This window comes from Arthrobacter sp. Dra40, from assembly GCF_059091905.1.
The window spans coordinates 1-12,009 of record NZ_JBNHHB010000156.1; the positions used below are offsets into that span (position 1 = coordinate 1).

Consider the following 12,009-nt stretch of genomic DNA (forward strand, 5'->3'; position numbering starts at 1 on the left):
CCCCGGCCCCCGGCGCGTACCAGACAACCGCCCCGACACGAGGAACGGAACCGGTGGGCCAGCCCTTGGCATCCCAGCCGGCCTTCCACGTCAGCGCCGAACCCAACTTCTGGCCGTCCGGGCGGAAGGTGCCATTGAGGAACTTGAACGGCGCGCTGGTCGATCCCATCTGTTGGTTCACGCGCCACAGGGCAAAGTCCACGCATTCGCGGTAAAACATGCCCAGCGGCGATGCGGCCGCTGCGCCCGCTCCCGCCTGCATCCAAGTGGGTGAGTTGTTCCACGGGTAGTCATCTCCGGCGCCGGACTGTCCCGGGATCGCGCAGTCGCTGCCTTCCAGTGAGAAATTGCCGTCAGAGAGTGCCTGGACAAGTTTCACGGCCTCGGGCCAGTACCTCTGGTAGTGGTACGGGTCAGCGTTGCGCTGGACCTTGTTACCGGCAATGGTCGGCTCCAGCAGCTCCCAGCCGTCGACCTTCTGCAGCGCCTTGATGAAGTTCGTCGCACTGATGATCGGGTCCATCCGGTCCGCGTACGATCCCCAAGCACCGTTCCCGCGTTGCTGGAACAACCCCCGGGAATCTGGCCCGGCGGCGTCGCCGCGGTCAAGAACACGCAGCCCCGACTCCCCCAGAGCAACCATGACGCTGATCATCTGACCTTTTGCAGACAGCTTCAGAGCCTTGCCTGCACCCATGATCGCCGCAGCATTCTTCAGCTGCTCCTGGGTGTAGCCGTCCACTTTGGTGTCACCGTTGATGGTCACGGAGACGGTCGGGCCGCAGTCTGCTGCGACGGACTTCGCAGGCGTGAACAGCAAGAGAACGGAAAAGATGAGCCCAAAGAAGAGCCCGGGAACCACGATCAGCGACACAAGGCCTACTGACTTGCCCTGCATCACGACAGTTCCCTTGCACGGCAGCTGGTAGGCCAGTTGGCATCAAACCGCAACATGGTCATCCTGCTTCCCTCAATTTGAATCTGCCTTCACGTGACAGCAACTGACTTTTACCTCGAGCATAGCGGGTAATTTAATTAGCCGCTATGGCGGTTGTTATGCGAGTACACACGCAAGTACGGCAAGATTGCAGGTATGCCCAGGTATGCCCACCCGAAGAACGCAGCCAGTTTGGAGCCGGTCATTAACGCGTTCGGGAACCTGACGCGGGTGGCCATCATTGGATTCCTGGCGCAGAACGGTCCTGCAACGCGGGGAGAAGTGGCGGCAGGCCTCGATATCGGAGTAGCGACAGCAAAGCACAATCTCCAACTGCTCACCGATGAGGGCATTGCCACCCAGGATCCGCCGGCTACGGAAGAGCGGAACGGGATGCGGGTTCAGTACCTGCTGGCCGGCGAAGAGGTCCTGCGGCGCTACAAAAAGCTTGGCGAAGCTTTGGGCGTGGTCCCGGAAGGCGGCTAGGCGCCCTCTGTCGCCACCTCCACCACTGCCATTGGCTGTGTGGTGGTAGTCAGGAGGGCCCGAAAAACAGCTTCTGGCAGCCTGCAAGTAGCGGCGCATGCACCAATCCTACTGAAATTATTTCAGTAGTGAATTTATTTCAGTGGGGCGTGGTGCCTTCGCCGCGCGTCCGGCCCGGGAGATTTCTCAGCGCATCAGTGACTGCGCGGACGGCCTCAATGTTCACTTCCCCAAGGACGCGTGCAGCAAAATGTTCGACCTCTGAAATGCGCAACGCTTCAATAAGCCGAAGTTCGGCTTCCACTCGCTCGGGGACAGGGCCACTGCGCTGCAGTAAGTAGTCGGGGTCCACGTCGAAGAAGTATGCGAGAGCTTTCAGCAACTCGGGGTCCCACCGGTTGTCCGGAGAGCCGGCTAGGAGCCGATGCCATCGGGTCTTCGTCAGATTGAAGCCCTGTTCGGCCAGGCCCGCGCGGATCTCTTCGTAAGTGAAGCTGGCAGCATCCTTGGCATGCACGATGTCGAGAAGGAGTTGCAGCTTGGACGCCAAGACCTCACGGTCTGTCCTGCTGTCAACGGGGTTGGTGCCCTCAGTCATTCTTCCTGCTCTCGGAGCGGCATCTAGGCCGTTCGTAGTACCGTCTGCTGTTCCATAACTGGGGACCCTGAACGTTCAGAAAAAATACTATGTCAGTTCAGAATCAGCACGCAGGCCGATCCGAATACGACAAGGCCTGTTACGAACCCGGCCAGCACCTGAGAAAGCGTGTGATCCCTCAAATACACCCTTGACCAGCACACCAGAGGCGCGGCAATCACGAACGGGATTGACCAGACTCCGAACAGCATTGCCGAGGAAATCGTCGCTCCTCCAAGCGTCATGGCGTGCCCGGACACCTTCCAGAAAGGGCTGACGATAATGAGTGCCAGGATGCCGCCGAGAATGCCAGCAATGAGTGCCCACACAGTCACCGGAGTGTTGATCGATGTCAGTATTCCGCACCCAACAAGGGCTGATGCCAACGTCCACAGCATCACCGGACGGCGTTGCTTCTTGTCTCCCACGTGGTGATCCGTGAGTTTCCCGCTGCGGGCAAGAATCACCACCACCAGCAGGGGCGCCAAGCAGATCGTCACAGCGGCCACGAGCCCAGGGAGCAGGGCGGCAGCACCTCCCCCGTCACGCACAGAAGCGAGAACGAGCAGCAGCGAGAGAACGAGAGGCGGCTGCGCCACTTCCGTTGAAACGCGGGCCACACGCTGCATCACCGAAGGGGTAACGACTGCGAATTGGGTGTCTGTAGCCACCTAAATTTCTGCCCTTTTCCTAAGCTCCAGCCCAAGGGGCTCGAATGTGTTGGTCAACCGCCGCTGAGCCAGGACAAGCGCCCTCTCAGCTGGCGGGGAATAAGCTGCCTGCAGGCCCGCGGCGCGAAGGTCGCCGACGGCAATAACCAGCGTGTACAGCCGCTCGGACGGGCGAGACCCCAGTACGTCGGGCGCAAATGAAAACCCTGCCTCCGGCGCGTTCCCGGTACTTCTCACGGCAGGAAACTTGGAATGGAGCACGAGAATCCAGAAGCGATCCATGAGAGCCAGCCTGCGCCAGAGCCGCACCATTGGCGGTATGCCGAGCCCCAACGATGTGAGCAAGATTCCGCTATAGAAGAGGGGCGTGAACAGCAAGAACGTCACATTGGCAAGGGAACCCTGGAAGCCGGTAAAGCGGAGGCTCATGTAGATGATCTCGTCGATGCAGCCCAGAACCATGAGGCCCATTCCAATACCAACAACCGTGGCGCTGGCGCGTACTGTGCGGCTGTCACGCGGCCCAATGCTGACTCTTAGGACCGACAGGCCCAGGCATCCAAGGATCACCATGTAGACCGTTGCGTAGACGTAAACCGCCGGTTGGTGAACGGTTTCCGGGATGAACGCATCTGTGGTCGGGACGAAGGACTGCAGGGTAAATGGGATGGCTATTGCCAGCAGGAGTGCGGCGAGGAACAGCGGCCTGTGCGTCGCGCGGCGTTTGGCCACGGCTTCGGTGGAGAGGGCGCTGAACACACCTTCCCGGACCAGCCACACTGCTGTGGTAACTAGAAGGTTCCTCACTAGGTGGATCCAGTTTGTCCCCCCGATTAGAGCGTCAAGCGTGCTCTCGGGAACGATTTGGCCGGTACAGAAGAGGCCCACGACGCCGACACCGGTTGCTCCCAGGAACGCGGTCGATGCGTTGTGCCTCGCCACGAGGTACAAGCGCGCCGCGAAAACAACAGCCAACAGCCAGAATGCAGCTTGAATCACAGTCCAAAAATCCGTTCTGCGTCGGAGACGGAGGCATCCTGCCCCGTTACCAGCCGTTGAGCCAGTGCATAGGCGAGGTTTTCGGCCGCCTGCTCGGCCTCTCCCAAGGGAATGGCGGCAGGGCGGCACATCCAACTGATCCCGCGCCGCTTACCTACTCCAGAAAAGAAGCCTGCGGACTGAAGGCCGTCAGCTGGTTCACCCTGGTGCCCCAACAGAATGTGCCCGAACTCGTGCAAAATGACATGCCGGCACCAGAACGCGTGACCGCGGCGGTACTGAATGATCCCCCGGTCAGGCATGTCGATCCACCGACCGGTGACGCCGTCCGCCAGCACGTCATCCGCTACTTCATCGAACTCCAACGGTTTGCCGTAGGCCCGCTCTACTGCGGTGATTAGGTGCGGCAGGGTGGGAGAAGTCGGCAGCTGCAAGGACTGGATTGTCCGCAGGGACAACTCCGTAGGTTCTAGCAATTGATTCGCCATCAGTTCTCACCCAGTTAACCTGCCACTGAAATTATTTCAGTGATGTGTAGTATTGATTTAGCGCCTGACCGGACTAGTCAGGCAAGGGCAAACCATACCAAGGTGCCCTTAACTCTGCTTGTCACGGGCGCGCGAAGGAGGCTGGCCCGCCTCGGGCTGACTTTTATCAAGCGGATATTAGGGCGCCGGTCACAGGAAGAGGATACGAATTGCTGACTACCCCGATGGCGCCACCTCTGACTTACATCAGGCCTGCCCAGCCATTGGCCCTGACTCCGCGTCTTCTCGGACACGACGGTGTACTGCGCTATGGATCACTGCAATCTGCGACGCAGCGCGCGTGGCTGGTAGCAGCCGCCGCTGTAGCCAGGGGACTGTAGCGACATCGTGCGTACGAACAGAAATACATCCGACACGCCGCAAACAATATCGGCCAATCGAAACTGTTACATGTTGACTGGTCCTATGGCTATCAAGGGTCACAGCAAGGGTGGGCAACGCAGCAAGGGCGCCCGCCATCTCGTTGGAGCGCGCATGCCTCTCGCAGATGCCGAGAAGCTGTTCGCCATAGCTGAAGCACATGGCTGCTCTGTTAGCGACTACGTCGCCTCCTTAGTGCATGATCACCTATTGACCATTGACCTTGAAACGCTGCACGGTCAGGAGGCTTTGCCTATCAGCCGCGCCAGTTAAACGAAGAAGGCCCGCGGGATGCGGGCCTTCTTATGAAGTTATCCAAGCTAGCTGTTGTGATTCCGCCAAGACTCTTCAACAGCGAGCTTCATACAGATACCGGGTATTTTCATGCCCTTTTCCATATGGAGTTGATTCCATCATACACGCACACCCATTTGCGATAGGTGACGCCTTGCCGACCGCGCCCGACGGCGTGTCGGAAGCGGGCCTTCATCCGCTGTCGCTGTCTGAGAGGGACCAGGCAGCAGCAGAGTGGCGCGCCCTGGCACCCTTGATAGCCTCAGGGCCATGGATGCGCCTGTCGAAGGACGGCGGCAAGACCTACAGGGACAGCGGAGAGCGCGAACTCTCCGCTGCTCTGCCGTCCTTTCCCGCTGCGGTCCGCACATGCGGTCGGGATGGGATGGTCCGCACCCTCTGTCTTGACCTTGACGTCAGCCGAGGCGGACAGGACAAAGTCGATAACGACTACCGGCAGCTGCGCAACTGGTTCTCCGCCAATGAGGTGCGATGGATCGAGGACCAGTCCCCCAGCGGCGGCCGGCACCTCTATGTCCCCCTCGACTTTGGAATCGTCTTCACCGACGCCAAAGAATTCGTCCAGGCCCTGGCCAAGCGATACACCAGCATCGACCCCGGCCCCCACGAGAACGCCGCCACAGGCGCCATCCGCGTCCCGGGCAGCGTCTGGAAAAGAGGCGGCTTCCAAAAGCTCACCATGAGCCTGAACACCGCCTACGACATCGCCAAAGCCCACCGCAACAAGTGGCCGGCATGGACCAAGCTGCGCGCGGACCTCCAAGAGGAACTGGCTGCCATCCGGCAACGCCGCACAGAGCCACTTGAACTGCTCGAACCCGGTGAAACAATCCCCCGCACCGGCGGCCCGACAGCCCTAAAGCCGAACAAGGAATACACAGCCCGCAGCGGCAACTACGACACCAGCAAATACAACTCCCCTTCAGAGGCACGGCAAGGCGTACTCGCCTCCGCTGCGGCAGCTGGGTGGGCCCTCACCGACGTGCAACGCCTGATGCACCAAAACATCTGGGCAGGCATGGTGGCCTTCTACTCCCGGTACTCCCCGGCGAACCGGGCCAAAGCGCTACAGCGGGACTGGGAGAACGCAGTGTCCTATGTCCAGGGTCTCCGCAAGAAAACCGAAGGCCACAAGGCAGGGAATGACACTAGGCATAAAAGCTACACAAGCCCACCTAATACACACCCCCCGGTACTAACCCTGCTGCCGCAAGCGAAGTCTCCTGCCGAATACGAATACCTGTTGAACTGGCGAAACGCGCTGGCAGCCTACGAGCACTCTCTAGCTGGTTCCCGGGCAGGCCTGGGTATCAGGATGCTGCTGAGGGCGATGGGAGAAGCCGCGTCCAAGGCCGGCAGCCGGTTCATTGAATTCGGGGTGCGTTCCCTTGCTGTGGCCACCGGCGCACACGAAACGACCGTGGCACGACAGCTTAGGGATCTGGCAATCGGTGAGATACGGCTCATCCGCTTGGCCAACGAAGGGCGCGGCGTGCGTGCCGACCTCTACGAATTGGTGATCCCGGATCAATACCTGGAGCGGGCAGAAACGCGATCATGGCGGGCCGGCAAACTCCACGCTCTCCGCCCAGTGTTCCGTGAGCTGGGCATCGTGGCCGCGTTCGTCTACGAAACCATAGAACAGGGCGATATGGCACCGACCGGAGCCGACATAGCCCGTGCCAGCCGCCTCTCCCCCAGAGCCGTGGCCCAAGCCCTCGAACTCATGGCCGCCTGGAACATGGTTAACCGCGTCAACGGACGCTGGAAAATCGTCACCGATACGAGTCTCCGCGCCCTGGCGGAACGCTTCGGAGTCCTCGAAGCCATCGGAGCGCAACTGAAACGCTACCGGGCAGAACGTGTCATCTGGCACCAATGGCTCACCAAGCGAGCATTGTCTCGCGGACCGATCCTGGCCACCGACACAGATGACTATCCCTACTGGCAATACGACGGACCACCGGACGAAGAACAAACCATCGCCGGCTTGGTCTATGCGCGTGCATCTTAGGTGTGTCAGCTGAAGCTCGACTGCCAGCAGCAGCATATAAGGCTATAACCACTGCTATTGCTATAGCCATAAAGACAGCTATTAAGTCAGTTGATTGAACAGCTTTACATCTTGCGCGGACGGTAGCAGCGCGAATGGTCAGCAAAATAGCGAGTGTCGCTGCGCCAGATAAAGCTGTTCCACCCATAAGCTTTGAAGCGGAGACGCAGATAGAAGGTAGAGCAGGGAAGAGGGTAGGAACTCATATGGCGCGTTCAATACACGCTGTGGCGGAGAGGGAAGCCAACACTTCCAAAGCCATTGAAAGGGTGGTCGCCCTCGCGAATGGTAAAGGCGGAGTCGGAAAGACCACTACGGTCGCAAACGTGGGCGGCTACGCCGCGCTAGCGGGCGCAAAAGTGCTCTTAGTGGACCTCGACCCTCAGGGTGATCTGGCACGCGATCTTGGATATGAGCCGCACACCGGCCAGGAACTGTTTAATGCGCTCATCACGGGCACTGCCCCCCGGGTGCTTACTGAAGTACGAGAGAACCTGGACGTGATCCCTGGTGGGCAAGCCCTTGAAGATATCCAGGGACTCATGGTCTCGCGGGCCGGGCGTAACAATGCCGGCGACTTTGGCGACCTTCTCTACGCCGTTCTAGCGCCAATCGCCGAAGCTTACGACTTGATCCTTCTCGACACTCCACCCGGCGAGCGGACGCTTGTGGAAGGGGCGTTTGCCGTCTCCACGGCGGTCGTCATTCCAACAAGATCTGACGATGCCAGCCTTGACGGTGTGGAGCGCGTTGCCCGGCGATTTATGGCCGTTCGGGAGCGCAATCCGGCGCTTCAATTGGCTGGTGTCGTGCTATTCGGTGTTGGACCCCGTTCACTCCGCCTTGAGCGCAGCGTGCGCCATAGCTTGCAGGAAATGCTCTCGGACGTTGCCCCGGTCTTTAACACCCGGATTCGAAATCTTGAAAGCGCCAGTGCCGACGCTCGCAAGAAGGGCCTTCTGTTCTACGAGCTCGAAGGCGCAGCAACGGATGCCCAAAAGCAACGCCTCAAAGCGCTGCGGGCGGGGGAGAAGCCCGCCGAAGAGTTCTTTGCGCGAAGCGCGGGAGATTTGGCCGAAGAGTATGAACAGCTAACCGGCGAGATCCTCCGCCGGCTCAACCAGATTGAGAGTGAAAACCTGTGAACGCGGAGCGACATAGCTTGGCCGATGCGTTTAAACCTGCCAGCCAGACCGCAGATGGAAGGGGAGCGAGCCTCGAAGGCCTGCTGAGCCCCAAACGTAAGTCAGTCTCTGTTGTACCCCGCCGTCCAGCAGGTCCCGAGGCTCTAGCTCCTGAACCTCCGGAGGAAGCCAAACCTGCCCAGGCGACTCGGACAAAATCTTCGGAACAAGCAAGCGGCGCGATCCGCAACGTTGGTGTGTATCTGCCTCCAGTGCTCTTGGAGAAGGTCAGAGACATGGTTCGTAGTCACCAAACCACATACGCCGATCTCCTTGTAGAAGCCTTTGACGTGATCGATGAACGCACACTGGCTAAAGCCTTTGAGACCGACTCCCAACAGCCTGAGACCGGGATGCCTCGCAGGATTCGTCGACCTCGAGGTGCTGCAGGAATCCAGATCAACGTACGCCTAGACGATCAACAGGTCCGATGGATCGACGGGAAAATGAAGCGAATGGAAGCCCCCTCACGTAGTGCCTTCATCACGGCCGTGTACAAGTTGTATCTGGAGAAGGAAGCAGGCTGAGTGAAGCAGCCAGAATGAAGCGGCGGCACGAACGCCGACAATCGTTGATCGAGCCCGCATCGTCGCGGCTACTTATTCGCGATATTCGGATTGAGGCGGATAGCGGTCTCCGCAATCTTGTCCAAAATGCCGACACAAGCGGGGTCGAGTTCGCCGACCATGCTGTCTCCGCTGATATCGCACACCTCTCTCCACTCGTCATAAGCCCTATCGAGAGTCGTGCTGGTGCGGTCTTTATATTTTGCCGTAGTAATGACGCCAAGCACGGCTACACGGCAGTCATGGACACTGTTGTAAGGCCGGCACCCCGCCCCAAAGGTGCTTTCCTCTGGCCCCTTCGAAGCTTCGGATTCACTTCCGCACGCCGCCAATGCGAGCAGGAGAGCCACGTAAGAACTGATGCGGATTGCGACCTTCATAATTCCCCCTGAGATTTCTCCAAATGCGAATCTAAACGTACCTGACTAACCGGCACACGGAGGCAGGGACGGGCCTCAGCCCGTCCCACGCCGTAGGTCCTATCCGCTATTGTGCGGAGGTGGACGATTTCGAGGACGTGGTGCAAGAGCTGCGCGCTGGCGCCGACAAGCGCGGGTTACGGCTTATGGAAGCAGTATTCCCAGGGCAGCCGACTGTCATTTTCCGGCAAGAAACTACCTCTGTTGACGAAGTGCTCGACCTGGCCCAGCACGCGTTCGCACCGTTCCTGTCCATGACCATTTCCCGGCTTGATCCCTCAGAGCTCGTCGAAAGCTGGAGTCCGGATGACGAGGAGGACCCAGATCCTCCTGCCGAGCTCGTGCGGCAGTGGGAGGAACGTGCCGGACAAATTGACGGTATCTTCCTTCAATGGATTGCCAGTGGGGCTGTGTTTCTCTACGTGTCCGCGCCGACTTGGAAACAAGAGCTGGACGAGCTTGGCGAGAACTGGTCTGAAGAGAAAGATGCTCAGCGAACCGACCTGGCCAGGGCCGTCCACATCCGCATGACGCACCTGGCCGAACAGCTTGAACGTGAGCCTGGCTACCGCGGCGGGACAACTCATACACGTGTCTCGATCGGCAAAACCCTGTTAGAGCCGATGCTGCAGTCCAATGAAGGCGGCTATATGACAACTCTCATCTTGAAAGAGGCGAGCCGCCTTGTCCGCGACAACTCTCAGGTCGAATATTCGAAGCTGATCGGGCAGATGAACGAGCTTGCTGCAGAACTACGCGGCAGCAGGAATTGGCTGGTCGCCCGTCTGGCCAGCGACAGGACCGCAGCGGCCCGGAATCTCCTGATCCGGCGCTCGGGCGGATACTCGCCCTCGGTGATGGTGATCAATGAGCTGCGCCGTTTGGCCGAAAAGTAACGGCGCGCGTCAAGATGCTATGTCACAGGGTGGGGAGGGAACTTTAGCTGTCCTGGTGCCCCTCAAAGGGGTGTTCCCGGAGGGTAGCGGCAATGGCCCGGACTGCGGTCGGGTCTTCGGCCCAAGGTCGCCCCGTCCGCGTGCATGCATGGAAATTGGTCACTTTCGACTCTCGGGCTGCCTCCGTCAGCTCGGCCCAAGCAGCTCGAAGATCCTGCGCCTGATCCGCTGAGGAAAACCCGCTCTGGGCGGCCTCAGCTGAGTGTGAGGGGCTGGAAAGTGCCGGGGCGGGAGCCTTGCGCTGAAAGAAATTTTTGAGGCCCATTTCTTGCACCCTTTCTGAGCGGAGTGAACAGACAGCGTAGCAACCGCGACACCGCGATGTCCGGCACGCCGTACGCTTCTGAGGGCCCGACCGGAGCTGGACCCGGCATCGGTGACCCATCCCGCGGAAGAAAGAATGCAGTAGATAACCGCTTCGAGGACCCGGATTATACCCAGTGGGGACAGCTTTGAGCTGTGCGGAGGGCTCCACCTGCCCGCCAATGGGCATAACGCGGGCCCCTAAAAGCCCTGGGTCTTCGCTGCGATACGCCCTGGTGGGCGTCCGCTGGCGCGGCCGGCTGTTGGGTCCAGTGCCGGCTCCGCAGAGTTCCGCCGTCCCTGGCCCTGGTGTGTCTACGACGTTTTTTGGCTGAAACCGGCCTTGCCATCGGCAAAGTTGACCGGCCAGATGCCTTTGCTTCCCAACAATGATGGGGAAGTTGCAGAAGAAAAACTTCTCAATCCGTGCGCGGGAAAAACCGCTATCACTACCGGTCCCGCTGGCGCGGGCCGAAGGGGTACACCCCCACCCCTGTCCGGGTCGCTGGCTCGGGCCGTCTCAAGAGGCCGCAGTATGTCTCTCTGCTGGCCGGATTAGGAGGGCACCGGCTGAGGCAAGCAGGGCCGGCACGTAGAACCAGCCTATGGATGCTGAACCGATCCAGGTAAAGACTGCCAGAAGAACGGTTGCCATGATGGAAAGACCCCTCCACGGCTTCCCGCGGATTAGGAGGGGAAGCCCGGTCAGGATCACCGGAACCAGTAGCGGCACGAATATTGAAGGCCCGTTGACTGTAAGCAAGGTCAAGTGCTCGGTTACGACCGGGCCATCCGGAACCCCCGGCCCTTGTGAAAATGACTCCACGGTGTACATGGGAACGAGTAGGACGATCAGGGCAACAGCGACCGTGAGCGCGAACGCCACGCCCTGAAACACTCGTGCCGAAACGGGCCGGTGATCCATGCAGTCCCCTGTCGAAGCTGTATGGATCAAGGAAACCACGCTTCCATCGGGTGCAGTACCCGTACGCTTCCGTAATCGCCATGTACGGGCGGGCGGGGCTTACCCCGATTATGGGGCATCCCCCACCCGCTTCGGGGCCCTGCAGGTTAGGGCAGTGTCCTGTCCAGAAACAGGACCACGAACGGGACCACGACGGCGGCACCGGCAAGAGCACTGCGGCCCACGACATGCGGCGGTTGAATGTCTGCTGTTGCGCTTCCCGCTCAGCCCGAACCAATAGCCCCGCATCCCAGTAACCACGGGGAAGTTGGCTCAAGAAAGACTTTCCAACCCGTCCGCGAGGAAAGTCGCTATGACTACCGGTCCGGCTGGCGCCGGCCCGAAGGGTACACCCCCACCCCCTGTCGTCGTGCGCTTCATAACCGTATGCACGGACGGGCGGAGAAACACGGCCGGCGGAAATATCTCGCAGCGGGAACCACGATGTGTTTGCCGGACACTTATGGGTATGGGGGACACAGGGAAAGCATCCACGGACAATGAGCTTTGGCTGCGCGTCATCGACGGTGACGGTTCCGCTTTTGCTTCTCTCTTTACACGCCATAGGGACCGGGTCTTTGCTCACAGCCTCCGGTTGGTGAGAACTCCTT

13 protein-coding genes are annotated in these 12,009 nt (G+C 59.9%); 6 read left to right on the forward strand and 7 right to left on the reverse strand.

The genetic code is table 11. From position 1 onward, the window contains the following. A partial coding sequence (locus AC5RWT_RS28660; protein WP_494083150.1) for a CHAP domain-containing protein occupies positions 1-898 on the reverse strand: 898 nt, incomplete at its 3' end. A 195-nt stretch (positions 899-1,093) separates the two neighbouring features. On the opposite strand from AC5RWT_RS28660, the gene AC5RWT_RS28665 reads away from it, so the two are divergent. Continuing rightward, positions 1,094-1,423, forward strand: coding sequence for an ArsR/SmtB family transcription factor (locus AC5RWT_RS28665; protein WP_494083151.1), 330 nt, complete (start codon positions 1,094-1,096; stop codon positions 1,421-1,423). A 139-nt stretch (positions 1,424-1,562) separates the two neighbouring features. On the opposite strand, the gene AC5RWT_RS28670 is transcribed toward AC5RWT_RS28665, so the two are convergent. From AC5RWT_RS28670 to AC5RWT_RS28685, 4 genes are all read right to left on the reverse strand, one after another. Continuing rightward, positions 1,563-2,021, reverse strand: coding sequence for a hypothetical protein (locus AC5RWT_RS28670; RefSeq protein ID WP_494083152.1), 459 nt, complete (start codon positions 2,019-2,021; stop codon positions 1,563-1,565). Between the two features lie 92 nt (positions 2,022-2,113). Then, positions 2,114-2,731, reverse strand: coding sequence for a hypothetical protein (locus tag AC5RWT_RS28675; protein ID WP_494083153.1), 618 nt, complete (start codon positions 2,729-2,731; stop codon positions 2,114-2,116). Next, the gene (locus AC5RWT_RS28680; RefSeq protein WP_494083154.1) at positions 2,732-3,730 is read right to left on the reverse strand and encodes a hypothetical protein; all 999 of its coding nucleotides are present in this window, start codon (positions 3,728-3,730) and stop codon (positions 2,732-2,734) included. It lies immediately after the preceding gene. Beyond that, positions 3,727-4,164: a hypothetical protein gene (locus AC5RWT_RS28685; RefSeq protein WP_494083155.1), complete on the reverse strand. Its 438-nt coding sequence runs from the start codon at positions 4,162-4,164 to the stop codon at positions 3,727-3,729. Before AC5RWT_RS28685 ends, AC5RWT_RS28680 begins: the two co-directional genes overlap by 4 nt. A gap of 519 nt (positions 4,165-4,683) precedes the next feature. Here AC5RWT_RS28685 and AC5RWT_RS28690 point away from each other — a divergent pair. From AC5RWT_RS28690 to AC5RWT_RS28705, 4 genes are all read left to right on the forward strand, one after another. Then, positions 4,684-4,911: a hypothetical protein gene (locus AC5RWT_RS28690; RefSeq protein WP_494083156.1), complete on the forward strand. Its 228-nt coding sequence runs from the start codon at positions 4,684-4,686 to the stop codon at positions 4,909-4,911. A 295-nt stretch (positions 4,912-5,206) separates the two neighbouring features. Beyond that, positions 5,207-6,967, forward strand: coding sequence for a MarR family transcriptional regulator (locus tag AC5RWT_RS28695; RefSeq protein WP_494083157.1), 1,761 nt, complete (start codon positions 5,207-5,209; stop codon positions 6,965-6,967). 266 nt (positions 6,968-7,233) lie between these two features. After that, positions 7,234-8,151 (forward strand): ParA family protein, encoded by a 918-nt coding sequence (locus AC5RWT_RS28700; RefSeq protein ID WP_494083158.1) that lies wholly within the window; start codon positions 7,234-7,236, stop codon positions 8,149-8,151. A 17-nt stretch (positions 8,152-8,168) separates the two neighbouring features. After that, positions 8,169-8,717 carry a ribbon-helix-helix domain-containing protein gene (locus tag AC5RWT_RS28705; RefSeq protein WP_494083159.1) on the forward strand — a complete coding sequence of 183 codons (549 nt, stop codon included), beginning with the start codon at positions 8,169-8,171 and terminating at the stop codon, positions 8,715-8,717. 68 nt (positions 8,718-8,785) lie between these two features. On the opposite strand, the gene AC5RWT_RS28710 is transcribed toward AC5RWT_RS28705, so the two are convergent. Continuing rightward, positions 8,786-9,136 carry a hypothetical protein gene (locus AC5RWT_RS28710; RefSeq protein ID WP_494083160.1) on the reverse strand — a complete coding sequence of 117 codons (351 nt, stop codon included), beginning with the start codon at positions 9,134-9,136 and terminating at the stop codon, positions 8,786-8,788. 119 nt (positions 9,137-9,255) lie between these two features. Between AC5RWT_RS28710 and AC5RWT_RS28715 the strand changes: the two genes are divergently transcribed. Beyond that, complete coding sequence (locus tag AC5RWT_RS28715) at positions 9,256-10,071, forward strand: hypothetical protein (protein WP_494083161.1); 816 nt, start codon at positions 9,256-9,258, stop codon at positions 10,069-10,071. Between the two features lie 883 nt (positions 10,072-10,954). On the opposite strand, the gene AC5RWT_RS28720 is transcribed toward AC5RWT_RS28715, so the two are convergent. After that, positions 10,955-11,359, reverse strand: a complete 405-nt coding sequence (locus tag AC5RWT_RS28720; RefSeq protein ID WP_494083162.1) for a hypothetical protein — start codon at positions 11,357-11,359, stop codon at positions 10,955-10,957. Between the last annotated feature and the right edge of the window lie 650 nt (positions 11,360-12,009).

Excerpts from the sequence above, each read along its gene's own strand:
- AC5RWT_RS28710 (WP_494083160.1), bottom strand. The coding sequence starts at position 9,136 with ATGAAGGTCGCAATCCGCATCAGTTCTTACGTGGCTCTCCTGCTCGCA.
- AC5RWT_RS28690 (WP_494083156.1), top strand. The coding sequence starts at position 4,684 with ATGGCTATCAAGGGTCACAGCAAGGGTGGGCAACGCAGCAAGGGCGCC.
- AC5RWT_RS28665 (WP_494083151.1), top strand. The coding sequence starts at position 1,094 with ATGCCCAGGTATGCCCACCCGAAGAACGCAGCCAGTTTGGAGCCGGTC.
- AC5RWT_RS28695 (WP_494083157.1), top strand. The coding sequence starts at position 5,207 with ATGCGCCTGTCGAAGGACGGCGGCAAGACCTACAGGGACAGCGGAGAG.
- AC5RWT_RS28720 (WP_494083162.1), bottom strand. The coding sequence starts at position 11,359 with ATGGATCACCGGCCCGTTTCGGCACGAGTGTTTCAGGGCGTGGCGTTC.
- AC5RWT_RS28670 (WP_494083152.1), bottom strand. The coding sequence starts at position 2,021 with ATGACTGAGGGCACCAACCCCGTTGACAGCAGGACAGACCGTGAGGTC.